Origin of the sequence: Roseomonas sp. CCTCC AB2023176 (genome assembly GCF_042259275.1) — a bacterium.
GTDB lineage: Bacteria > Pseudomonadota > Alphaproteobacteria > Acetobacterales > Acetobacteraceae > Roseomonas.
The window spans coordinates 3,011,429-3,032,626 of record NZ_CP170086.1; the positions used below are offsets into that span (position 1 = coordinate 3,011,429).

General features: G+C 70.8%; 22 protein-coding genes. 18 read left to right on the forward strand and 4 right to left on the reverse strand.

Features of this window, described 5'->3' with window-relative positions:
• Nucleotides 1-88 precede the first annotated feature (88 nt).
• The 16 genes from ACE7GA_RS14975 (at nucleotide 89) to ACE7GA_RS15050 (ending at nucleotide 14,869) form a co-directional block, all read left to right on the forward strand.
• Nucleotides 89-799, forward strand: coding sequence for an RraA family protein (locus ACE7GA_RS14975; protein WP_376087804.1), 711 nt, complete (start codon nucleotides 89-91; stop codon nucleotides 797-799).
• A 28-nt stretch (nucleotides 800-827) separates the two neighbouring features.
• Nucleotides 828-2,081: a class I SAM-dependent methyltransferase gene (locus ACE7GA_RS14980; protein WP_376087807.1), complete on the forward strand. Its 1,254-nt coding sequence runs from the start codon at nucleotides 828-830 to the stop codon at nucleotides 2,079-2,081.
• The gene (locus tag ACE7GA_RS14985; protein WP_376087810.1) at nucleotides 2,062-2,520 is read left to right on the forward strand and encodes an acyl-CoA thioesterase; all 459 of its coding nucleotides are present in this window, start codon (nucleotides 2,062-2,064) and stop codon (nucleotides 2,518-2,520) included. The genes ACE7GA_RS14980 and ACE7GA_RS14985 overlap by 20 nt, the downstream gene beginning before the upstream one ends.
• 118 nt (nucleotides 2,521-2,638) lie before the next feature.
• Complete coding sequence (locus ACE7GA_RS14990) at nucleotides 2,639-3,409, forward strand: class II aldolase/adducin family protein (RefSeq protein WP_376087813.1); 771 nt, start codon at nucleotides 2,639-2,641, stop codon at nucleotides 3,407-3,409.
• A complete protein-coding gene (locus ACE7GA_RS14995) occupies nucleotides 3,406-5,031 on the forward strand; it encodes an amidohydrolase (protein WP_376087816.1) in 1,626 nt (541 codons plus the stop codon). The genes ACE7GA_RS14990 and ACE7GA_RS14995 overlap by 4 nt, the downstream gene beginning before the upstream one ends.
• Entirely contained in the window at nucleotides 5,031-5,972 is a 942-nt protein-coding gene (locus ACE7GA_RS15000) for an ABC transporter permease (RefSeq protein WP_376087819.1), read from the forward strand. Before ACE7GA_RS14995 ends, ACE7GA_RS15000 begins: the two co-directional genes overlap by 1 nt.
• Nucleotides 5,969-6,859: an ABC transporter permease gene (locus ACE7GA_RS15005; protein WP_376087822.1), complete on the forward strand. Its 891-nt coding sequence runs from the start codon at nucleotides 5,969-5,971 to the stop codon at nucleotides 6,857-6,859. Before ACE7GA_RS15000 ends, ACE7GA_RS15005 begins: the two co-directional genes overlap by 4 nt.
• A gap of 14 nt (nucleotides 6,860-6,873) precedes the next feature.
• Nucleotides 6,874-8,466, forward strand: a complete 1,593-nt coding sequence (locus ACE7GA_RS15010; RefSeq protein ID WP_376087825.1) for an ABC transporter substrate-binding protein — start codon at nucleotides 6,874-6,876, stop codon at nucleotides 8,464-8,466.
• 7 nt (nucleotides 8,467-8,473) lie between these two features.
• The gene (locus tag ACE7GA_RS15015) at nucleotides 8,474-8,866 is read left to right on the forward strand and encodes a VOC family protein (protein ID WP_376087828.1); all 393 of its coding nucleotides are present in this window, start codon (nucleotides 8,474-8,476) and stop codon (nucleotides 8,864-8,866) included.
• The gene (locus ACE7GA_RS15020; RefSeq protein ID WP_376087831.1) at nucleotides 8,863-10,308 is read left to right on the forward strand and encodes an amidohydrolase family protein; all 1,446 of its coding nucleotides are present in this window, start codon (nucleotides 8,863-8,865) and stop codon (nucleotides 10,306-10,308) included. Before ACE7GA_RS15015 ends, ACE7GA_RS15020 begins: the two co-directional genes overlap by 4 nt.
• Complete coding sequence (locus ACE7GA_RS15025; protein ID WP_376087834.1) at nucleotides 10,305-11,294, forward strand: ABC transporter ATP-binding protein; 990 nt, start codon at nucleotides 10,305-10,307, stop codon at nucleotides 11,292-11,294. The genes ACE7GA_RS15020 and ACE7GA_RS15025 overlap by 4 nt, the downstream gene beginning before the upstream one ends.
• On the forward strand, nucleotides 11,291-12,379 hold the full coding sequence (locus tag ACE7GA_RS15030; RefSeq protein WP_376087837.1) for an ABC transporter ATP-binding protein: 1,089 nt from the start codon (nucleotides 11,291-11,293) through the stop codon (nucleotides 12,377-12,379). The genes ACE7GA_RS15025 and ACE7GA_RS15030 overlap by 4 nt, the downstream gene beginning before the upstream one ends.
• 49 nt (nucleotides 12,380-12,428) lie before the next feature.
• The gene (locus ACE7GA_RS15035; RefSeq protein WP_376087840.1) at nucleotides 12,429-13,616 is read left to right on the forward strand and encodes an iron-containing alcohol dehydrogenase; all 1,188 of its coding nucleotides are present in this window, start codon (nucleotides 12,429-12,431) and stop codon (nucleotides 13,614-13,616) included.
• Nucleotides 13,603-14,157 carry a sigma-70 family RNA polymerase sigma factor gene (locus ACE7GA_RS15040; RefSeq protein ID WP_376087843.1) on the forward strand — a complete coding sequence of 185 codons (555 nt, stop codon included), beginning with the start codon at nucleotides 13,603-13,605 and terminating at the stop codon, nucleotides 14,155-14,157. The genes ACE7GA_RS15035 and ACE7GA_RS15040 overlap by 14 nt, the downstream gene beginning before the upstream one ends.
• A complete protein-coding gene (locus ACE7GA_RS15045) occupies nucleotides 14,154-14,735 on the forward strand; it encodes a hypothetical protein (protein WP_376087846.1) in 582 nt (193 codons plus the stop codon). Before ACE7GA_RS15040 ends, ACE7GA_RS15045 begins: the two co-directional genes overlap by 4 nt.
• Nucleotides 14,732-14,869 carry a hypothetical protein gene (locus ACE7GA_RS15050; RefSeq protein ID WP_376087849.1) on the forward strand — a complete coding sequence of 46 codons (138 nt, stop codon included), beginning with the start codon at nucleotides 14,732-14,734 and terminating at the stop codon, nucleotides 14,867-14,869. Before ACE7GA_RS15045 ends, ACE7GA_RS15050 begins: the two co-directional genes overlap by 4 nt.
• A 9-nt stretch (nucleotides 14,870-14,878) precedes the next feature.
• Here the strand turns inward: ACE7GA_RS15050 and ACE7GA_RS15055 are convergent, their stop codons facing one another.
• Nucleotides 14,879-15,190 (reverse strand): hypothetical protein, encoded by a 312-nt coding sequence (locus ACE7GA_RS15055; RefSeq protein WP_376087852.1) that lies wholly within the window; start codon nucleotides 15,188-15,190, stop codon nucleotides 14,879-14,881.
• Between the two features lie 183 nt (nucleotides 15,191-15,373).
• On the opposite strand from ACE7GA_RS15055, the gene ACE7GA_RS15060 reads away from it, so the two are divergent.
• Nucleotides 15,374-16,183, forward strand: coding sequence for a DUF4394 domain-containing protein (locus ACE7GA_RS15060; RefSeq protein WP_376087855.1), 810 nt, complete (start codon nucleotides 15,374-15,376; stop codon nucleotides 16,181-16,183).
• A 256-nt stretch (nucleotides 16,184-16,439) separates the two neighbouring features.
• On the opposite strand, the gene ACE7GA_RS15065 is transcribed toward ACE7GA_RS15060, so the two are convergent.
• The 3 genes from ACE7GA_RS15065 to secD are packed head-to-tail and all read right to left on the reverse strand — an operon-like array spanning nucleotide 16,440 to nucleotide 20,009.
• Nucleotides 16,440-17,411 carry a tripartite tricarboxylate transporter substrate-binding protein gene (locus ACE7GA_RS15065; RefSeq protein ID WP_376087858.1) on the reverse strand — a complete coding sequence of 324 codons (972 nt, stop codon included), beginning with the start codon at nucleotides 17,409-17,411 and terminating at the stop codon, nucleotides 16,440-16,442.
• Nucleotides 17,408-18,391, reverse strand: coding sequence for a protein translocase subunit SecF (gene secF / locus ACE7GA_RS15070; protein WP_376087861.1), 984 nt, complete (start codon nucleotides 18,389-18,391; stop codon nucleotides 17,408-17,410). Before secF ends, ACE7GA_RS15065 begins: the two co-directional genes overlap by 4 nt.
• A 13-nt stretch (nucleotides 18,392-18,404) precedes the next feature.
• Nucleotides 18,405-20,009 (reverse strand): protein translocase subunit SecD, encoded by a 1,605-nt coding sequence (secD, locus tag ACE7GA_RS15075; protein ID WP_376087864.1) that lies wholly within the window; start codon nucleotides 20,007-20,009, stop codon nucleotides 18,405-18,407.
• Nucleotides 20,010-20,114: 105 nt separating this feature from the next.
• Here secD and ACE7GA_RS15080 point away from each other — a divergent pair, with 105 nt between their 5' ends.
• Complete coding sequence (locus ACE7GA_RS15080) at nucleotides 20,115-21,116, forward strand: Gfo/Idh/MocA family protein (protein WP_376087867.1); 1,002 nt, start codon at nucleotides 20,115-20,117, stop codon at nucleotides 21,114-21,116.
• Nucleotides 21,117-21,198: the final 82 nt, after the last annotated feature.

Consider the following 21,198-nt stretch of genomic DNA (forward strand, 5'->3'; position numbering starts at 1 on the left):
CTCCCACCCGGGGCCGCAACAAGCGCGGGGGCCGGCGTTGCCACCCGTCCCGGCCGCGGCGATGCTCCGGCGCCACGGAGGAACCGCGATGAGCGCCACCTATCCTTTCACCGCTGCCGACCTCGAGGCGCTACGGGCCTGGGACACGCCGACGATCTGCAACGCGCTGGAGATGGTGGCGCCGCACCGCCGTGGGCACGGCTTCACGGTCCGGCCGATGGTCGCGGCCGACCCGTCCCTGCCGCCGATCTGCGGGCTGGCGCGCACGGGGACGATCCGGGCCGCCGCCCCGTCCGGCCGAGCCCCGGCCGTGGACCGCGCGGCGCGGCTCGGCTGGTACGACTACGTGGCGGATGCGGCGCTGCCGACCGTCGTCGTGCTGCAGGACCTGGACGACACGCCGGGCACGGGCGCCTTCTGGGGAGAGGTGCATTCGGCCGTCCACAAGGCGCTGCGGGCGCAGGGCGTGGTGACGAACGGGTCCATTCGTGACCTCGACATGCTCGCGCCGGGGTTCCAGCTGATCGCGGGCGTGGTGAACCCGTCCCATGCCTACGTGCACATGGTGCAGTACGGGCAGGAGGTCACGGTGCACGGCATGGCCTGCCACCACGACGCGGTGGTGCATGCCGACCGGCACGGGGCCGTGGTGATCCCGCACGACGCGGTGCGCCAGATTCCCGCCGCGATCGAACTGGGCGCGCGGCGGGAGAAGGTGATCCTCGACATTTGCAGCTCCTCCGACTTCACGGTGGCGAAGCTGAAGGAGGCGATCGCGTCCGCGGACGAGATCCATTGACCGCGGCTCCGGGGCCGGAGCTATGGGCATGACGCCTGCCGCGACGAAGGTCATGACAGCCCTGCACGGGGCCGACGTCTATGCGGGTTTCAAGCCCCTCCTGCCGCTCGACCTCCAGGGCTGGAACGGCCGGCATCCCGCGCTGCTGCGCGCGGTGGCGCAGGTCCGCCCGCGGATCGCCTTCGATGTCGGGACCTGGAAGGGGGAATCGACCGTCGCCATGGCCCGCGCAATGCGCGAGGCACGGCCGGATTGCGCCCTCGTCGCGGTGGACACCTTCCTCGGCAGCATCCAGCACTGGGACCTGCGCCGCGAGGATCGGATCGCGGACAGCCTGCGGAGGACCCATGGCTGGCCGGCGTTGTACTGGCAGTTCCTCTCCAACGTCGCGCATTCCGGCATGCAGGACGTCGTCGTGCCCCTGCCGCAGACGAGCGACAACGCCGCGGCCATCCTGTTGCGGGAAGGGATCCGCGCCGACCTGATCCACCTTGACGCCGCGCACGAGGACTGGCCGCTCCGCCGCGACCTGAACCTGTACTGGGACCTGCTGGCGCCCGGGGGCGTGCTCGTCGGCGATGACTATCCCTGGCCGAGCGTGAAGGCGGCTGCCGACGACTTCGCGGCAAAGCTGGGCCTGCGGCCGGACGTGGACGGCCCGAAATGGACGCTGCGCAAGCCCGTCCGTGCGGGAGAGGCGGCAGTCCCGCCGTCGCCGCGCATGTCCGCGGCCGAGTTGGCGCTGTTCGAGAATGTCCTTCGCGGCGTGCGCGGATATGTAGAGTTCGGGGCCGGTGGCAGCACCTGCTTCGCGGCGTCCCGTATCGAAGGGCCGCTCCTGTCGGTCGACTCCTCGACCGACTGGCTGGCCAAGGTGAGCGACGCTTGCGGCGCGAATCCGGACTGGGTGCAGCCGACACTCATTCACGCCGACATCGGCCCCACGCGCGAATGGGGTCAACCCGCCGACCCGGCGACCCGGCAGCGATGGCCGGGCTACCACGGGGCGCCGTGGGCGAATCCCGCGTCCAGGCAGGCCGACCTCTACCTCGTGGACGGCCGCTTCCGCGTGGCCTGCGCCGTGCAGGTTCTGCTGCACTGCCGGCCGGACGCGGTGATCGCGTTCCATGACTTCGCCTCTCGCCGCGAATACCACGTGATTCTCGACGTGGCGCGCGAGTTGGCTCGGGCGGAGGAACTGTCCCTTCTCGTCCGCCGGAGCGATTTCGACGAGGCGAAGGCCAGGGCGATCCTGGACAAGCATGCCTTTAGCCCAGGCTGAGACGAGACGAAGCCTGCTCGGCCCCGTGCGGCCGGAATGGGTGGATCACTACGGCCACATGAACCTGGCCTGGTACGTCCTGGTCTTCGACATGGCGACGGACGTGCTGTGGCCGTCGCTGGGCCTTGGCCCAGCCTTCCGGGCGCGGTCGCTCGGGACCTTCTCGGCCGAGAACTGGGTCGCCCATGCGCGGGAGGTCCGGCAGGGCGACCCGCTTGCCGCGGAGAGCGAGGTGATCGGCCACGACGCGAAACGCCTGCTGGTCCGTCACCGCCTGTTCCACGCGGCGGAGGGGTGGGAAAGCGCGCGTTGCGAGATCCTGTTCCTCTGCGTCCACCTGGAGCGTCGGCGCGTGACGGAATGGCCGGGGGACGTGCGCGCCGCCTTCGCCGGCGCCCCGGTCGGGCCGTCGCCGGAACGTCTCGCGCTGCGCCGTTGAGCGGCGTCCCGCCGCATTCCGCGGCAGCAGTCCGTCACCGGGCCGGCCGAAACCCGCCGCGCGCGGGTTGACGCGCCGACCCCCATCGCCGGACCATCCGTCCCCGGAGGGCTCCACGATGGATGTCGCGTTGCGCCGGGACGGCGAGGCGCCGGCGGGGATGGACCCGGCGGAATGGGCGGTGCGCTGCGACCTCGCGGCGCTCTACCGGCTGGTCGCGCATCACCGGATGACCGACCTGATCTACACGCACATCTCCGCGCGCGTTCCGGGGCCGGAGCACCACTTCCTCATCAACCGCTACGGCGTGCTGTTCCACCGCATGACCGCGAGCGACCTGGTGAAGATCGACCTGGACGGGAACGTGCTCGAACGCACGGAGAAGCGGGTCAACGCCGCGGGCTTCACGATCCACTCCGCGATCCACATGGCGCGGGAGGACCTGACCTGCGTCATCCACACCCATACCGCGGCGGGCATCGCGGTATCGGCGCAGAACCACGGGCTGCTGCCAATCTCTCAGCATGCGCTGAAGTTCTACGGGCACCTCGCGTATCACGAGTACGAAGGCGTGGCGCTGGAACTGGATGAGCGGGACCGGCTTGTCCGCGACCTCGGGCAGCACAAGGCGATGATCCTGCGGAACCATGGGCTGCTCGTCGCGGGGCGCACGATTCCCGAGGCATGGAACATGATCTACTACCTGGAACGGGCCTGCCAGGCGCAGGTGGCGGCGCTGGCTGGCGGGGCGGAACTGGTGTTCCCGCCGGAGGAGGTGCGGCAGAAGGCGGCCGGTGTCTTCAACACGGAGAACGCGCTGAAGCACGCGCAATTCGCTTGGGACTCTTCCCTGCCGCTGATCGAGGCCGAGGGGGATTGGCGCTGTTGAGCGACGCGATCCTCCTCACGGGCGGCCGCATCTTCCGCGGACTGGCCGGCGGCTTCGCGGAGGCACTGCTGGTCGTCAATGGCCGCGTGGCCGCCGTCGGCGCCGCGGACGAGGTCGTGAGCATGGCGCAGGCTGGCGTGCGGCGCGTGGACCTCGACGGCCGCTTGGCTATCCCTGCGTTCAACGAAGCCCACATGCACCTTCTTCCGTACGGCCTCGGCCTGTCGCAGGTGAACCTGCGGGCGGAGCAGGTGCGGACGCTCGATGAGGTCCTTCGCCGCATCGAGACGGCGGCGAAGATCGCGCCGAAGGGCGCCTGGGTCATGGGCCGGGGCTACGACCATGGCGCGCTGGACGTCGCGCGCCACCCGACGGCACAGGAACTCGACCGCGTCTCCCCCGACAACCCGGTCTTTATCCGTCGCACCTGCGGCCACATGGGCGTCGCGAACACGGCGGCGATGCGGGCCGCGGGCGTCGGGCACAACACGCCGGACCCGGAGGGCGGCGTGATCGAGCGCAAGGGTGGGCGGCTGACCGGGCTGTTCCAGGAACGCGCGATGCGGCTTGTGCTGGATACCGTGCCAACCCCGTCCGAAGCCGTGATGGCGGACGCGATCGAGGCGGCGGGACGCGAACTCGCCACCTACGGCTTTGCCAGCGCCACCGACATGAATGTCGGGATGACCGCAGGGATGGCGGAAGTCGCCGCCTATCGCCGCGCCCTGGCCGAGGGGCGTTTGGCACAGCGCATGTGGCAGGTGCTGGCCGGCAACCCGGAGGGGATCGCGCAAGCCGCGTGGGACGAGGGGCTGCGCCCCGACCGGACCGACGACATGCTTGCCTGGGGCGCGGTGAAGGTCTTCGCAGACGGCTCCGCGGGCGGCCTGACTGCCGCCTTCTTCGACCCCTACATCTCGTCAGCCGGTGGCGGCACCGGCGTCTTCTGCTTCCCGGATGAATCGATGCACCGGCTGCTGGCGCTGTACCACCGCCAGGGATGGCAGCTCGACATCCACGCCATCGGCGACGCCGCGATCGAGCAGGTCCTGTCGGCCATGGAGGCAGCGGAGGACAACGCGCACTCGCTGCTCGGCCGCCGCCACCGCATCGAGCATTGTGGCTTCGTCACGGCCGACCAGCGCCGCCGGATGAAGGCGCGCGGCGTCCTGCCGGTGCCGCAGCCCGTCTTCCTCCACGAGTTCGGCGACCTCTACGTGAAGAATCTGGGGCGCGACCGTGCCGCGTCGTCCTACCCCATGCGCACCTGGTTCGAGGAAGGGCACCATCCCGCCGCGTCCTCCGACTGCCCCGTCTCGACCGTGGATCCCTTCGTCAACCTCTTCACGATGCTGACGCGGAAGACGAATTGCGGCACCGTGCTGGGCGAGGAAGAGGCGCTGACGGCGGAACAGGCGATCCACTGCCAGACCTGGTGCGGCGCCTATTCCCAGTTCGCCGAGGACCGCCGCGGCACTCTCGAGCCGGGGATGCAGGCCGATATTGCCGTGTTGACGCGCGACATCTTCGCCTGCACGCCGGAGGAGGTCCTGGGCACCACCTCCGACCTGACGCTGCGCGGCGGCATCGTCATCCACGACCGGCACGACGTCCTCCACTGATGGCCCGCCACGCCCTGCAACGGCTGCTGACCGCGATCCCCGTCCTCTTCGGCGTGGTGCTGGTCGGCTTCCTGCTGATGCAGGTCGTGCCGACCGATCCCGCCACCGTCCGCGCCGGCCCCACCGCGACGGCCGACGTGATCGAGGCGATCCGCCGCGACCTCGGCCTGGACCGGCCACTCTACGAGCAGTTCGCGCGCTACCTGGCCCGGCTCGTGCAAGGCGACCTCGGCGTGTCCATCATCAACAATGTCCCCGTCGCGCAGGAACTCGGCAACACCGTCGGGCCGACGCTGGAGCTGATGCTGGCGTCGCTGATCTGGTCCATCCCGATCGGCATCACGCTCGGGACCCTCGGCGCCTACTACCGCGGCCGCCTTGTGGACCGTGCCATCACCGCCTTCGCCGTCGCGGGCGGCTCGGTTCCCGTCTTCTTCCTTGGCCTGCTGCTGATCTGGTACGTCGGCTTCAAGCTGCAGTGGCTGCCCTTCACGGGGCGCGGCGGGCCGCTGTGGACGTGGGAGGGCCTGACGGCCATCGCATTGCCGGCGCTGACGCTGGGCGGCGTCTTCATCGGCCCCGTCGCGCGGATGACCCGCACGGCGGTCCTGGACGTGCTGTCGGTCGAGCACGTCCGCACCGCCCGTGCCAAGGGCCTGGGCGAGTTCGCGGTCGTCACGCGGCACGCGCTGCGCAATGCGTTGATCCCGGTCGTCACGCTGATCGGATTGCAGATCGGCTTCCTGCTCGGCGGCGCGGTGGTGACGGAGACCGTCTTCTCCTGGCCGGGCGTGGGCCGGCTTGCGGTCGGGGCCATCCTGTCCTCCGACTTCCCGATGGCGCAGGGGACGATCATCGTCCTGTCGCTCGGCTTCATCGTCATCAACCTCGTCGTGGACGTGCTCTACGCCGCGCTGGACCCGCGGGTGCGGGCGGCATGAGTGCCGCGGCTGAACGCCTGCCGCTGGAGGTAGCCGAGGACGCCGCGCCCCCGAAACGCCCCGGCACCCTAGCGCGCCTGCTGCGCGAACCGGCCGCGGCCGCCGCTCTGGTGTTCGTCGTACTGGTGATCGCCGGTGCCTTGCTGGCCCCTTGGCTCTCCCCCACCGACCCGTATGACAACGACCTCTCCAAGGCGATGCAGCCCCCCGGCTCGCCCGGCCTGCTGCTGGGCGCCGACGCGCAGGGCAGGGACCTCGTCACCCGCGTCCTCTTCGGCCTGCAACTGACCTTGCTGATGGGCTTCGCCTCCGTTGCGCTGGGCGGCGGCATCGGCGCGCTGATCGGCTTCACCGCGGCCTTCTACCGCCGCGCCGACGGCGTGCTGATGCGGCTGATGGACGTGATGCTGTCCTTCCCGGCCATTCTCTTCGGCCTCGCGATCGCCGCCATTGCGGGGCCCGGGACCGAGGCCGTCATCCTCGCCCTCTCCGTCGCGACCATCCCCCTCATGGCCCGCATCGTCCGCGGTGCCGCGCTGACCGTCATGGGGCTGGACTACATCGAGGCGGCGCGCGCTACCGGCATGTCCGACGCGCGCCTGATCCTGCGCCACGTCGCGCCGAACTGCCTCTCCGCGATCTTCGTCTTCGGAACGCTCCGCTTCGGGCAGGTCATCCTGCTGGGCTCCGCGCTCTCCTTCCTGGGCCTCGGTGCGCAGCCGCCGACGCCGGAACTCGGCGCCATGGCGAGCGACGGGCGGAACTTCCTGTTCTTCGCGCCGCACATCGCGGTCATTCCCTGCGTCGCGATCTTCCTGATCGTGCTGGCCTTCAACGTCCTGGGCGACGCGCTGCGGGACGCACTCGATCCACGGCTACGCATCTGAGAGGAGGGAGAGTGATGAGGAACTGGCTCACCGCCGGCTTGCTGGCATGGTCCGTCGCGGCACCCGTCGCCGACGCCCTGGCCCAGGCCACGCCGCGCAACACGCTGGTCGTGCTGCGGGAGATCGACGCGGACAACTACGACCCGCCGCGCTCCACCGCGCGCAGCGCGGGCGAGGTCGTGTACATGCTCTCCGACACCCTCGTCTCCCTCGACTGGGACCAGCGCACCGTCCGCCCCGGCCTGGCGGAGTCCTGGACGGTGTCGGAGGACGGCAAGCTCTACACCTTCCGCCTTCGCCGCGACGTCACCTTCTGCGACGGCAAGCCCTTCACCGCGCGCGACGTGGTCTATTCCATCAATCGCTGGATCAACCCGGAAACCCGGTCACCCGTCCGCTGGCGCGCCGGTCCCGTCAAGGAAATCCGGGCGGTGGACGACCACACGGTCGAGTACGAGTTGACCGAACCCTTCGGCGAGCTGCTCTACCAGCTCACCCTCTTCTTCGGCTCCATCGTGGACCAGGCGACGGTCGAGCGCCTGGGCCAGAACTTCGGCGTGCAGGGCTTCAACGGCACGGGTCCCTTCTGCTGGGTTTCCTGGACGCCGCGGCAGGAGATGGTCCTGCAGCGTCACCCGAACTACCGCTGGGGCCCGCCGATCTTCCAGAACCCGTCGCCGCAGGTGGACCGCGTGGTCTGGCGCGTCATCCCCGAAGCGAACACGCGCCTGGCCGCGATGCAGACGGGGCAGGGGGACGTGACGCAGTACATCCCCTACATCGCGCTGAACCAGCTGAGGAACGTGCCGACCGTGCGCCTGCAGCGGCAGGAGAACTACTTCTGGGACTACTTCCTCGGCTTCAAGGTGGACAAGCCGGTCGTGAGCGACCCCGCGATCCGCCGCGCCGTGAATCTGGCAGTGAACCGTCCCGCCGTCGTGCAGGCAACCTTCTTCGGCGCCGCCGACGCGATGCGCGGCTATCTCAATCCGAACGTGACGGGCTTCGACCGGGAGGCCGCTGAGTCCGTTCCGTCCTTCAATCCGGACGAGGCGCGGCGTGTGCTGGACGAGGCGGGGTGGCGCGCCGGCCCCGACGGCATCCGCGTGAAGGACGGCCAGCGCGCCTCCTTCCTCCTCTACGGCCTGCAAACAAATGAGTGGCGCCGGATGAGCGAGGCCATCCAGGCCGACCTGCGCCGCGTCGGCATCGAGATGCGCGTCCAGCTGTGGGACGCGACGGTCGGCTGGGGCCGGCTGGCGACGCAGGAATTCGACGCCTTCGTCATGTCCTACCCCTACATCTCCGCCACTGACGGCTTCGCGCTCTACTTCGACAGCCGGAACCGTCCCACGCCCAACCGCATGAACTGGTCGGACGCGGAGACGGACCGGCTGCTGAACATCGCGAAGACCGGCCTCTCCGCGGAGGAACGGGCCCGCGCCATTGGTGAGGCGCAGCGCCGCATCGCCTCCCAGAACGTCTGGCTGCCGATCGCGCACGAACAGCTCTGGCTCGCGTCGTCGCAGCGCGTCGAGGGCCTGCGACCCCACGGCATCTACGGTGTCGGGATCTACAAGGGCCTCGACGTGCGGCTGACGCGGTAGGCCGGCCGTGGCGCTGGACCACATCGGCTTCGCTGTCCGCGACTTCCCGGCCAGCCGTGCCTTCTACCTCGCCGCGCTCGCCCCGCTGGGCTATGTGGCCACGAAGGAAGGCGAGAACTGGATGCTGATCGGGAGCGCGGACGGGCACGAGCTGTGGTTCGGCGCCGCGGACGTGGCAGGGCAACCGCCCGGTCACATCCACTTCGCTTTCGCCGCAGAGGACCACGAGGCCGTCCGCGCTTTCCACACCGCTGCGCTCGCCGCCGGCGGGACCGACAATGGCGGCCCGGGCTACCGGCCGCAGTACCACACGAACTACTTCGCCGCCTTCGTGATCGACCCGGACGGCCACAACGTGGAGGCCGTTTGCCACGCCCCCGGAAAGAACCAGGACCAATGACTCCCCACTCGAAAACGACGGTCATCCGCAACGCAGACGTCGTCGTCGCCTGGGACGCCTCGGCGCAGCAGCACGTCTACATGACCGATGCCGACGTCGCCTTCGATGGCGGCACGATCACGCATGTCGGCCGCGCCTACCCCGGTAGCGCGGAGGAGACGATCGACGGCAAGGGCCTTCTCGTCATGCCCGGCCTCGTCAACATCCACTCCCATCCCTCCTCCGAGCCGATGAACAAGGGACTGCTGGACGAGATCGGTTCGCCCGGCCTCTACAACTCGTCGCTCTACGAATACATGCCGATCTTTCGCGCAGATGCGGAGGCCGTGCCGCATTGCGTGCGCGTCGCGCTTTCGGAACTGCTGCTGTCCGGTGTCACCACCGTCGCCGACCTCTCCATGGCGCATCCCGGCTGGCTCGACCTGCTGGCGGAATCCGGCCTGCGGGTCTGCATCGCTCCGATGTTCAAGTCCGCGCGCTGGTTCACGAAGAACGGTCACGTCGTGGAGTACGAGTGGGACGAGCCCGCCGGCGAGAAGGCGATGGATGAGGCGCTGCGCCTCATCGACCGCGCCGAGCAGCACGAGTCCGGCCGCCTCTTCGGCATGGTCGTGCCTGCACAGATCGATACCTGCGCGGTCGGCCTGTTGAAGGAATCGTCCCAGGAAGCTGCGGCGCGCGGCCTCTCCTGGCAGATTCACGCAGCGCAGTCCGTCGTCGAGTTCCACGAGATCACGCGCCGCCACGGCATGACGCCAATCGGCTGGCTGGATAGCATGGGCCTGCTGAACGACCGTGCGATCGTCGGCCACGGCATCTTTCTCGACGACCACCCCACCACACCCTGGCACACGCGCTCCGATCTCGACCGCCTCGCCGAGACAGGCACGACCGTCGCACATTGCCCAACCGTCTTCGCGCGGCGTGGGATCACCATGAAGAACTTCGGCCGCTACAAGCGCCGCGGCGTGAACATGGGACTGGGGACTGACACCTATCCCCACAACATGCTCGATGAAATCCGCCTCGCCGCCTACCTCGCCCGGACGCAGGCGACGGACCCGCGCGCCGTGACGACGACCGAACTCTTCGATGCCGCGACCATCGGCGGTGCGAAGGCGCTGGGGCGCGACGACATCGGCCGTCTCGCCACGGGGTGCCGCGCCGACTTCGTGCTGGTGGACGCGGAACACCCGATGATGCGGCCGGGACGCGATCCCGTGCGCAGCCTGATCTACGCCGCCGGTGACCGCGCGCTGCGCGACGTCTACGTGGATGGCCAGCAAGTCGTCCGCGATGGCGAAGTCATCACGATGGACTATCGCCAAGCCGCCGCGCACCTGCACGAGGCGCAGAAGCGCATCCTGGACAACGCGCCCCGCCAGGACTGGGCGCATCGCCCCGTGGAGAAGATCAGCCCGCCGACATTCCGTTGGTCGTGACCGAACCGCTCCTCCGCGTCGAAGGCCTGCGCACCACGTTCCGCGCCGGCCCCGGGGAGATCGCGGCGGTGGACGGGGTGGACCTCGACGTCCCTGCCGGCCGCACGCTGGGGATCGTCGGGGAGTCCGGTTGCGGCAAGTCCGTCCTTTCCCTCTCCGTGATGCGGCTCGTACCCCCGCCCGGCCGCGTCGCCGCCGGGCGCGTGCTGCTGGACGGTCGCGACCTCGCGACCCTCTCCAACGCGGGAATGCGGGCAGTACGCGGCCGGGAGATCGCGATGATCTTCCAGGAGCCCATGACCTCCCTGAACCCTGTCCACACGGTCGGGGCGCAGATCACGGAGGCGATGCGCGCCCACGAACCCGGCGCGCGCGACCTGCGGGACCGGGCCATCGAAGCCCTGCGCCGCGTCCGTATCCCCTCCCCGGAGCGCCGACTGGACGAATACCCGCACCAGCTCTCCGGCGGTATGCGGCAGCGCGTGATGATCGCGATGGCCCTGGCCTGCCGCCCGCGCCTCCTCATCGCCGACGAGCCGACGACAGCGCTGGACGTGACGGTCCAGGCGCAGATCCTGGACCTCCTCCGCGACCTCCAGGCGGAAACGGGCATGTCGGTGATCCTCATCACGCACGACCTCGGCGTCGTCGCCGAGATGGCCGACGAGGTCGCCGTAATGTACGCCGGGCGCGTCGTGGAACGCGGCACGACCCGCGACATCTTCGAGGACCCGCAGCACCCCTACACGATCGGCCTGCTCGGCAGCATCCCGCGGATCGAGGAGGAGCGCGACCGCCTCCTCGCCATCGAGGGCTCCGTCCCCCCGCCCTTCGCCCTGCCGCGTGGCTGCCGCTTCCACCCGCGCTGCCCGTTCGCCATTCGCGCCTGTACGGAGGCCGACCCGCCGCTGCGGGAACTGACGCCGGGACACCGCGCCGCCTGCATCCGCGCACCCGTCGAGACCGCCCTGGACATGGTCGCGTGACCGCGGCACTGCTGGCGGCGCGCGGCCTCGCGAAGCACTACCCCGTCCTCCGCGGCATCATCCGCGCGCGGCAGGTCGGCACGGTGCGCGCGGTGGACGGCGTGTCCTTCGACCTGCACCGGGGCGAGACCCTGGCCCTCGTCGGCGAATCCGGCTGCGGCAAGTCCACGACAGCCCGCCTGACCATGCGCCTGATCGAGCCGACCGCCGGCACGATCCGCTTTGACGGCCAGGACGTGACGCACACTGCCGGCGCCGCCCTGCGCGCGCTGCGTCGCCGCATCCAGATTGTCTTCCAGGACCCCTATGCCAGCCTGAACCCGCGGCTGACCGTTGCCGATACGATCGCCGAGCCGATGACGGTGCACGGCATAGGTGACGTTGCCTCGCGCAAGGCCCGGGTCGCCGAACTGCTGCGCCTGACGGGCCTCCGGCCCTTCCACGCCTCTCGCTACCCGCACGAGTTCTCCGGCGGGCAGCGCCAGCGGATCGGCGTCGCCCGCGCGCTCGCCGTGGAGCCGGAAGTCGTCGTCCTCGACGAACCGGTATCCGCCCTCGACGTGTCCATCCAGGCGCAGGTCGTGAACCTGCTGCGCGACCTGCAGGGGCGGCTCGGGCTGTCCTACCTCTTCATCGCGCACGACCTCGCGGTGGTGCACCACGTCGCGGACCGCGTCGCCGTCATGTATCTCGGTCGCATCGTGGAGGTCGCGCCGAAGCGCGACCTGTTCCGGGACCCGCGACACCCCTACACGCGGGCTCTCCTCTCCGCGATCCCGCGCCCCGATCCGTCACGACGCGGCGCCGTGAAGCCGCTCGGCGGCGACCTGCCGAGCCCGATGGCCATCCCGCCGGGCTGCCGCTTCCACAACCGCTGCCCGCTGGCCCAGCCAGTCTGCCGGGAACAAGACCCGCCGCTGCGCGACATTGCGCCAGGCCACCAGAGCGCCTGCCATTTCGCAGAAGACCTGCCACCCCCGGAGCATAGGGTGGCGGCGGCGGTCGCGCCCTGGCCGCACGCCGGCTCGCGGCCTACGCCGCGGCCCGGAGATCGCGGGCTGCCATCACGGCCTGACGGCCATTGACGCCCCGGCGCGTCGGCAACAGGTTGCCGCGCGCTTTCCGGGGGAAACGATGCAGGTCCAACTCGTCTCGCCGCGCCTCATCCTGTCCGGTGGCGGTTCCGTCGCCCGCATCGCGGAGGTCCTCGAATCCCTCGGCCTGTCGCGCCCGCTTGTCGTCACCGATCCCTGGATGGTCTCCTCCGGCACGGTGAACCGCTGCCTCGACCCGCTGCGCAAGGCCGGGCTGCACCCGCAGGTCTTCTCCGACACCGTTCCGGACCCGACGGATACGGTCATCGAAGCCGGTGTGGTCGCGATGAAGGCTGGCGACTACGACTGCCTCATCGGCTTCGGCGGCGGCTCGCCGATGGACACGGCGAAGGCCATGGCCATCCTCGCCGCGGCCGAGCCCGGCACGCCGATCCGCGCCTTCAAGGTCCCGGCGAAGGCCGACCGCGGCGCACTTCCCGTGATCTGCGTGCCGACGACGGCGGGCACCGGCAGCGAGGCGACGCGCTTCACCGTCATCACGGACACTGCGAGCGACGAGAAGATGCTCATCGCCGGCCTCGGCGCGCTGCCCGTCGCCGCCGTCGTGGACCACGAACTGACCTGGACCGTCCCGCCGCGCACCGTCGCCGACACCGGCGTGGACAGCCTGACCCATGCGCTGGAAGCCTTCGTCAGCAAGCGTGCGAATGCCTTCAGCGACGACTACGCGCGGATCGCCATGCGCCTGATCGCCCCGAACCTCCGCCGCGCCTACGCCGACAGCCAGGATGGCAAGGGCAGCGACGCCGAGGCGCGGGAGGCGATGATGCGCGGCGCGATGCTCGCCGGCCTCGCTTTTTCCAACGCCTCCGTCGCGCTGGTGCACGGCATGTCGCGCCCGATCGGCGCGCATTTCCACGTGCCGCACGGCCTGTCCAACGCGATGCTCCTGCCGGCCGTGACGCGGTTCTCGCTGCAGGCGGCGCTCCCGCGCTACGCCGAAGCCGCGCGCATCATGGGCGTCGCCTCCGATTCGGAAGGCGACCAATCCGCCGCTACCCGCCTGGTGGACGAACTCGAAGCCCTCAACCGCGACCTCGGCGTACCGACGCCCGAGGCTTTCGGCATCCAAAAACGTCGCTGGGACGTAGTGAAGGAGACGATGGCCGCGCAGGCCCTCGCCTCGGGGTCGCCGGCGAACAATCCGCGGGTGCCCGATGCCGCGGAGATCATCTCGCTCTATGAGCAGGCTTATGCAGGCCGTTGACGCCATCCGGGCGAAGACCCTCGCCGACCTTCTCCGCGCCATTGCGGCGGGAGACCGGCCGTCGCTCCGTGCCCTCTACGACGCGCAGTCGAAGCGCCTCTACGGCGTCGCCTACGCTGTGCTGCGTGATCGCGACGCCGCGGCCGACGCCGTGCACGACGCCTTCCTCCGCATCGCGTCCCGAGCCGGCCAGTTCGACCCCTCGCGCGGCGACGCCTCGGCCTGGCTCGGCGCCGTCGTCCGCCACACCGCCCTCGACATGGCCCGTGCCCGCGGGCGCGAGATGCCGACGGACGACCCGACCCTCGGCGACCAGCCGGTCGAGGCCGATGCCCTCGACCGCCTCGCCGCCGCGCAGGACGGCGACCGTCTCCGCCGCTGCCTCGAGGAACTGGATGCGAAGAACCGCCAGGGCATCGTCCTGGCCTTCGTTCACGGCCTTTCCCACGCCCAGATCGCGGCGAAGCTCGACCTGCCGCTCGGCACGGTGAAGGGCTGGATCCGACGTGGCCTGCTGCGCCTCCGGACCTGCCTGGCATGAGCGCGACGGTCATCCCGACGGGGCCTGAGGACCTGGACACCCTCGCCGGCGAATACGTCCTCGGGGTGCTCGAAGCCCGCGAGGCGGCAGCCGTGGCCCGCGCGCTCCCCGTCAACGCCGTCCTCCGAGACGCGGTGGAGCGCTGGGAGACACGCCTCGCTCCCCTCGTCCTGCTGGCCGAGCCGGCCGAGCCCGGCCCCGACCTGTGGCCGCGCATCGAGGCCTCGCTCGCCGCGCGGGGCAGCGCGGAGGTCGTGCGCCCCCGCTTCCCGATCGCCCCCTCCGGCAACCGCGTCTGGAAGGGATGGACGGCCGCGTCCACGGCCGTGGCCGCCAGCCTCGCCCTGTTCCTGCTGACGCGACCGCCGGCCCCGACGCCCGGCTTGATGACGGTGCTCCTGACCAGCCGCGACCAGCCGGCCTGGCTCGTTCAGGCGGAAGGCGATTCGCTTCGCCTCGCCAGCCTGAACCCGCGGCCGGTCGAGCCCGGCCGGGTCACCCAGCTCTGGGCTCTCCCCCAGGGCGCGACGGCGCCGGTTTCCTCGGCATCATCCCGCCGGAAGGGCGGATCACCGTGACGCCGGGCAGCATCCGCCCGCAGCCCGGCATGCTGATCGAGATCTCGCTGGAGCCGCCCGGCGGCTCCCCGACGGGACGTCCGACCGGTCCCATCCTCTTCATCGGCCGCCTGACCGCAGCGTCGTCGTCGTGATGCCGCCCGCTACCAGCGGACGGGGATGATGACCTCCCGCGGGCCGAGGAACCGGCGCTGGACGCGGATCGGCAACTGCCAGTTCCGCGTTCCCTCGTCGTAGCGCGGGGCGCCGACCGACAGGATCTGGCGGCGGAGACGCTGCCCGAGCATGTCGGTCACCGCGTCCCACATGGCCTCGCCGACCGGCACGTCGGCCCGGTGCTCCTGACCATCCAGGACATACCAAATGGGCCGCGTCCGGCAGGCTGGACTCCCTGCCTCTGAAGCTGCCTCGGTCGTCGGGTCCCGGTCGATCCGCGCAACGAACATGCCGTCCATCCGTCCAATTAATGCGACGTTACGATGCGATTGATCCGTATGGAACGGCCTTACACCGTCCAAGCACAAGTGACGGTTGATCACGGTTCCGTGATAGTTCGGTAAACATCCGGCGTGCAAGGCGGATCGTAGGTCGAACAGCGGTGCCATTTCGCTCCGCTCCCGATACAGAGAGAAGTCCCCATGGCAAATGTCCTCGCCGCCGGCCTGCTTGCCGGCGTGTCCCTCGTCGCGCTCTCCGCGACCGCCTCCGCCGCGACGCTCGTCGGCCTCACCGCCGACGGCATGCTCGTCCGCATGGACACCGAATCGCGCCGGGCGAGTGCCCCGGTCCGCGTCACCGGCGCAAACGGATCCCTCCTTGGCATCGACGTGCGTCCGAAGGACGGGATGCTCTACGGCGTGACCACCGCGGGCCAGATCGTCCGGATCGACGCGGCCAACGGCCGCGCCACGCAAGTCTCGATGCTCAACCAGCGTTTCGAGTCCGGCGGCCGGGCCGTCGTTGACTTCAACCCCGTAGCGGACCGCCTGCGACTGATGGGGATGAGTGGCCAGAACTTCCGCGTCAACGTGGACACTGGCGAGGTCGCGACCGACGGCACGCTGAAGTACGCCCTGGACTCCAGCCTGTCGGGCACCATGCCCCGCATCACCGCCGGCGCCTACACGAACTCCATGCAGGGCGCGACCGCGACGCAGCTCCTGACGATCGATACGATCCTGGGGCAGCTGAACCTGCAGGCACCGCCGAACGACGGCGTGCAGCAGATGCGCGGCCGCATCGGCAACGGCCTGCCGGCGAGCGTGGCCTTCGACATCGCGGCGAGCGGCGGCGCCAGCACGGGCTACCTCCTGGCCGGCAACACGCTGCACACCGTCAACCTCGAGACCGGCGCGCCGACCGTCCTCGGCCCGCTGGCGAACGCGCCTCGGACGGAGATCATCGACATCGCCGTCCTGCCGGGGATGACGACCGCCGCCGCGCGCTGAGGTCTGCTCAGCGGCCCGAGGCCCCGGGCGATAGGCTTCCCGGGGCCTCACGGTCGCGAAGGACGCGCCGGACCGCGTCACGGCGCCACGCGGTCCGCAGCAGCCGCCGTTGCATCCGGTCTTCCCACACTTCCGTCGGACGGCAATGGAGGCCTCGCCTGGGTTTCGCGTCGCCCGGGGTCTGACGGGCATACAACCCAAGGCTAGTCGGAGCGGGAGCGTTACGCAACCGATCCGGGCAGAGGTGGGCGTCGGTTCAGCCCCGGGTAGCGGTCCAGGGACTGCTCTCCCACCGGTAGCGAAGGGCGGCCAGGTCCGTCGCGACCACTTCCCCCCATTCCCGGGCCGTCAGCGCACGGGGCGTCGTCCCCCAGGCCTCCGTCTGGGCGGCGAATTCGGGGTCCGCCACCGCCTTCCGCAGCGCGTCCATGATCGCGGCGACGCGCCCCTCCGGCATACCTGCCGGGGCAAGGAAGCCCCGCTGCAGCGATGCGATCAGGGGAAGCCCGGCCTCCGTGAGGGTCGGCACGTCTGGTAGCAGGACGGAACGCGCACCCGACGCCACGCCGATCGCGCCGAGCTTCCCCTCGCGCAGGGCCGGGAGGGCGTCGGGAAGGCTCAGCATCGCGGCCGCCGCATTGCCCGCGACCGTCGCCAGCCGTGCCGCCGCCGCCGAGGGGAAGTGCAGGTGCGCCAGGGGAAGCGCGTCGCCGGCCGCGACCGCTGCCTGGGCCGAGGCACTCGTTACCGGCGGAAGCGCGAGGGGACGGTCCCGTTCGGCGCGCAGCGCGGCGATGTCCGTCCCCTGCGCCGCGACGAGGACGATCGGCTCTTCCGCTACCGTCCCGAGAAGGCGCAGGCGCCCGAGCAGGTCCACCTCGTTCGCCTCGACCATCCGGGCGAGCACCGCGGGCGTGGCGACGTATCCCAGGACGGAGCCGTCAGCCGGCCCGTCCGCCAGTTCCCGCAGCACGCCCAGCCCGCCGAGGGACACGCGGTTGCCGACCGAGATCTGCACGCGCCGCAGGTGGCGTTCCAGGAAGGGCGCGAAGCCGCGGACCCAGCGGTCGGGTGCGCTGCCCCCGGCGGCGCCGACCAGCAAGGTCATCGGGCGCGGGCGGCTCGATGGCGGCGCGAAGGGGCTGGGCGGCTGCTCCGCCCCCGCCGCGCGTGCACCGGCCGCCGCCAGCGCGGCGCCGAGGATCGCGCGGCGCGGCGTCCCGTTCATCGCGGCGCCGCGGCCCCCGTGGGTGGGCGCGCCGGCGCGGCGGATGCGGTCGCCTCCGTCCCACGCCGCAGCCGGTTCTCCCCCAGGAACAGCAGGATCGGCGCCGCGATGAAGATGGACGAGGATGCGGAGATCACGATCCCGAAGAGCATCGTCCAGGCGAAGCCCGACAGCGCGTCGCCGCCGAACAGCGCCAGCGGCACCGCGGAGAGGAACAGCGTCATGGACGTGCCGAGCGTCCGGTTCAGCGTCTCGTTGATCGAGCGGTCGATCAGTTCCCGCAGCGGCATCGTCTTGAACTTCCGCAGGTTTTCCCGCATCCGGTCGTAGACGACGACCTTGTCGTTCGCCGAGAAGCCGATGATCGTCAGGATCGCGGCGACCGAGGTCAGGCTGAACTCGATCCGGGTGATCGCGAGGAAGCCCACGACCTTCGTCGTGTCCAGGATGAGCGTCGCGATCGCGCCGACCGCGAACTGCCACTCGAAGCGGAACCAGATGTAGATCAGCATCGCGCCGAGCGAGATGGCCAGTGCGACCATCCCGCCCCGGAACAGCTCGTCCGAGACGCGGTTGCCGACCGCCTCGGTGCGCAGGATCCGGGTGCCGGGGGTCACGCTCTCCAGCGCCTGGCGCACGCGGTTCACGGCGGTCTGCGTCGCTGCCTCGTCGCCCTGGACCGGCAGCCGGATGAGGACGGTGGAGGCGTCGCCGAATTCCTGGAGGCCGACATCGCCCACCGGAAGGGCCGACACCGCGCCGCGCAGACGGCCGAGATCGGCCGGGCCGGGGGTCCGCGCCTCCATCACGATGCCGCCCTGGAAGTCGATGCCCTTCTCCAGCCCCGGATAGATCGCGAGCACGATGGAAAGGGTGGACAGGATCGCCGAGACCACCAGCCCGGCGATGCGCCCCCGCATGAAAGGGATGCGCGTGTCGTCGGGGACGAGGCGGAAGAGGGGAAGCCAGAGGCCGCGCATGGGGCGGTGATCCCTAAACCGGCAGCACGCGCGGCCGGCGCGCGCGATACCACCAGGAAACGAAGAGGCGGACGAGGGTCGTCGCCGTCCACATCTGGACGACGGTGCCGATCGCGACCGTCACGGCGAAGCCCTTCACCGGCCCGGACCCGAAGGCGTAGAGGCAGCCCATCGCGATCAGGTTGGTCAGGTTGCTGTCCATGATCGTGCCGGAGGCCTTGGTGAACCCGGCCTCGAGCGCGGAGGCGGCGGGCCGGCCGGCCCGGAACTCCTCCCGGATGCGTTCATTGATGAGGATGTTCGCGTCCAGCGCCGTGCCGAGCGTCAGCACGATTCCCGCGATCCCCGGCAACGTCAGCGTCGCCTCCAGCAGCGACAGCGCGGCCAGCATCAGCATGATGTTGATCAGGAGGGCGATGTTCGCGAGCCAGCCGAAGAAGCCGTAGGCGAAGCCCATGTAGAGGAAGACGAAGACCGCGCCGGCCGCGAGGGAGAGGACACCGGCACGGATCGCGTCCGCGCCGAGTTCCGGCCCGACCGTCCGTTCTTCCACCACGGTCAGCGGCGCCGGCAACGCGCCGGCCCGCAGAAGCACCGCAAGGTCGTTCGCGCTGCGCGCCGTGAAGTTGCCGCTGATCTGTCCCCGCCCTCCGGTGATCGGCTCCCGGATCACGGGCGCGGTGATCACCTTGTCGTCCAGCACGACCGCGAAGGGCCGCCCGACGTTCTGCCGCGTGATCTCGGCGAAGCGTCGCGACCCCACGCTGTCGAAGGCGAAGTTTACGACCCATTCGCCGCTCCGGCTGTCCTGGCCCGTCCGTGCGTCGGACAGGTTGGCGCCGTCCACCTCCACGCGCCGCCGCACGGCGTAGCGCTCGGGGGCGGGGGAGCCGGCGCGCGCCTCGCCCTGCAGGAACTGGACGCCGGGCGGCGGGGTCGTCGCTGTCGGGTTCGCGTTCTCGTCCAGCAGGTGGAAGGTCATCCGAGCCGTGCGGCCCAGCAGGTCCTTGATCCGGCCGGGGTCCTCGACGCCGGGCAGCTGCACGAGGATGCGGTTCTGGCCCTGGCGCGCGATCAGCGCCTCGGACACGCCGGTCTCGTCGATGCGCCGCCGCACGATTTCCAGGGACTGCTCGACGGCCGCACCGGCGCGGTCGTTCAGCGCCTGCTCCGACATCGTCGCGGTGACCGTCCCGTCGGGCGTCGTCCCCACCGTGATGTCGGGCTGCGTCACGGTCGTCGAGCCGCGCACCGGGATGGGGTTCGCGAGTTCCCGGATCTGCGCCGCCGCTGCCTCGGCCTGCGCGGCGTCGCGCACGCGGAAGGACATGCGCCGGTTCGCCGCGTCGGTACCGAGGTTGACGTAGCCGATGTTCGCGTTGCGCAGCCGCGTGCGCGCGCCGTCCGCCAGGCTCTCCAGCCGTTCCCGCACCACCGCGTTCAGGTCCACCTCCAGCAGCAGGTAGGAGCCGCCGCGGAGATCGAGGCCGAGATTGACCTGTCGCGCGGCCCAGGAGGGGAGGGCGGAGCGGGGGATCAGGTTCGGCACGCAGAGCAGCACGCCCAGGGCGATCACCCCGAGGATCGCGGCCACCTTCCACCGCGCGAAATACAGCATGGCCCGGACCGGCCCTTTCTTGTTGGTACCTTGTAACGAAGGCGGGAAATGGCGGCGGAACATGCGTCCCGCCCGGCCCCGATGCAACCCTGATCCCCCTCTGCTATGGCCCCGCTCTCTGACGGGGGCGGGGCGGGCATGCGGCTGCGGGTGGGCATCCTCGGGGCGGGGCATTTCGGGCGCTTCCACGCGCTGAAGGCCGCCAAGGGGCCGAGGATCGAACTCGCCGGCCTGCATGACGCCGATCCCGCGCGCGCCGCGACCGTCGCCGGGGAGGCCGGCTGCCCCGCCCTGTCGGCGGCCGATGTGATCGCCGCGTCGCAGGCCGTGATCGTGGCGGCGCCGACGGCCTTCCACCACGACCTCGCCGCCGCCGCGCTCTCCGCCGGGCGGCACGTGCTCGTGGAGAAACCGATCGCCGCGACGGTGGAGGAGGCCGACGCCCTGATCGAGCTGGCCGCGTCGAAGGGCGTCGTGCTCCAGGTCGGGCATATCGAACGGCATTCAGCGGGGATGCGCGCCGTCCTCGGCGGCGACGGACTGACCGCGCGGGTCGGGCGGCCGCTCTACATGGAGGCGATCCGCATCGCCCCCTTCCGCCCCCGCTCCCTCGACGTCACGGTCGTGCTGGACCTGATGATCCACGACCTCGACATGGCCTTCGTGATAGCGGGCGCCCCGCTGGTGGGCGTGGACGCGGTCGGGTCGGCGGTGGCGTCCGATCGGCTGGACATCGTCAATGCCCGGCTGCGCTTCGGGAACGGGACGGTCGCGACGATCACGGCGTCCCGCGTGTCGCTGCACATGGAACGGCGCCTCCGGCTGTTCGGCGATGCGGGCTACCTCAACGTGGACTACCTCAAGCGCGAGATGATGTGGGCGCGGCGGGGGGAGGGAACGCCACTCGACCAGATCCCCGGCTTCGGCCTGCAGACCGCGACCTGGGTCGAGCATGACAGCCTGGAGGCCGAACACGCCGCCTTCGCCGCGGCCTGCCTCGACGGCGCGCCGGTTCAGGCGGACGGCGCCGCCGGCCGCGCAGCGCTGGACGCGGCGATCCGGGTGGAGGAAGCGGTGCGCGCCTCGCTCGAGGCGGCGGGCCCGTGAGCGAGCCGAGCCCGCCCCCATCCGGGAACCCGCGGTCACCGCGTCGGCCGAGGCGCCGCCGCCGCCGTCGCCCGCGAAGCCG

Bases quoted from the DNA above. Each gene is read 5' to 3' on its own strand.
- ACE7GA_RS14975 (WP_376087804.1), top strand. From the start codon at position 89: ATGAGCGCCACCTATCCTTTCACCGCTGCCGACCTCGAGGCGCTACGG.
- ACE7GA_RS14980 (WP_376087807.1), top strand. From the start codon at position 828: ATGACGCCTGCCGCGACGAAGGTCATGACAGCCCTGCACGGGGCCGAC.
- ACE7GA_RS14985 (WP_376087810.1), top strand. From the start codon at position 2,062: ATGCCTTTAGCCCAGGCTGAGACGAGACGAAGCCTGCTCGGCCCCGTG.
- ACE7GA_RS14990 (WP_376087813.1), top strand. From the start codon at position 2,639: ATGGATGTCGCGTTGCGCCGGGACGGCGAGGCGCCGGCGGGGATGGAC.
- ACE7GA_RS15000 (WP_376087819.1), top strand. From the start codon at position 5,031: ATGGCCCGCCACGCCCTGCAACGGCTGCTGACCGCGATCCCCGTCCTC.
- ACE7GA_RS15005 (WP_376087822.1), top strand. From the start codon at position 5,969: ATGAGTGCCGCGGCTGAACGCCTGCCGCTGGAGGTAGCCGAGGACGCC.
- ACE7GA_RS15010 (WP_376087825.1), top strand. From the start codon at position 6,874: ATGAGGAACTGGCTCACCGCCGGCTTGCTGGCATGGTCCGTCGCGGCA.
- ACE7GA_RS15020 (WP_376087831.1), top strand. From the start codon at position 8,863: ATGACTCCCCACTCGAAAACGACGGTCATCCGCAACGCAGACGTCGTC.
- ACE7GA_RS15035 (WP_376087840.1), top strand. From the start codon at position 12,429: ATGCAGGTCCAACTCGTCTCGCCGCGCCTCATCCTGTCCGGTGGCGGT.
- ACE7GA_RS15040 (WP_376087843.1), top strand. From the start codon at position 13,603: ATGCAGGCCGTTGACGCCATCCGGGCGAAGACCCTCGCCGACCTTCTC.
- ACE7GA_RS15045 (WP_376087846.1), top strand. From the start codon at position 14,154: ATGAGCGCGACGGTCATCCCGACGGGGCCTGAGGACCTGGACACCCTC.
- ACE7GA_RS15055 (WP_376087852.1), bottom strand. From the start codon at position 15,190: ATGGACGGCATGTTCGTTGCGCGGATCGACCGGGACCCGACGACCGAG.
- ACE7GA_RS15060 (WP_376087855.1), top strand. From the start codon at position 15,374: ATGGCAAATGTCCTCGCCGCCGGCCTGCTTGCCGGCGTGTCCCTCGTC.
- ACE7GA_RS15065 (WP_376087858.1), bottom strand. From the start codon at position 17,411: ATGAACGGGACGCCGCGCCGCGCGATCCTCGGCGCCGCGCTGGCGGCG.
- secF (WP_376087861.1), bottom strand. From the start codon at position 18,391: ATGCGCGGCCTCTGGCTTCCCCTCTTCCGCCTCGTCCCCGACGACACG.
- secD (WP_376087864.1), bottom strand. From the start codon at position 20,009: ATGCTGTATTTCGCGCGGTGGAAGGTGGCCGCGATCCTCGGGGTGATC.
- ACE7GA_RS15080 (WP_376087867.1), top strand. From the start codon at position 20,115: ATGGCCCCGCTCTCTGACGGGGGCGGGGCGGGCATGCGGCTGCGGGTG.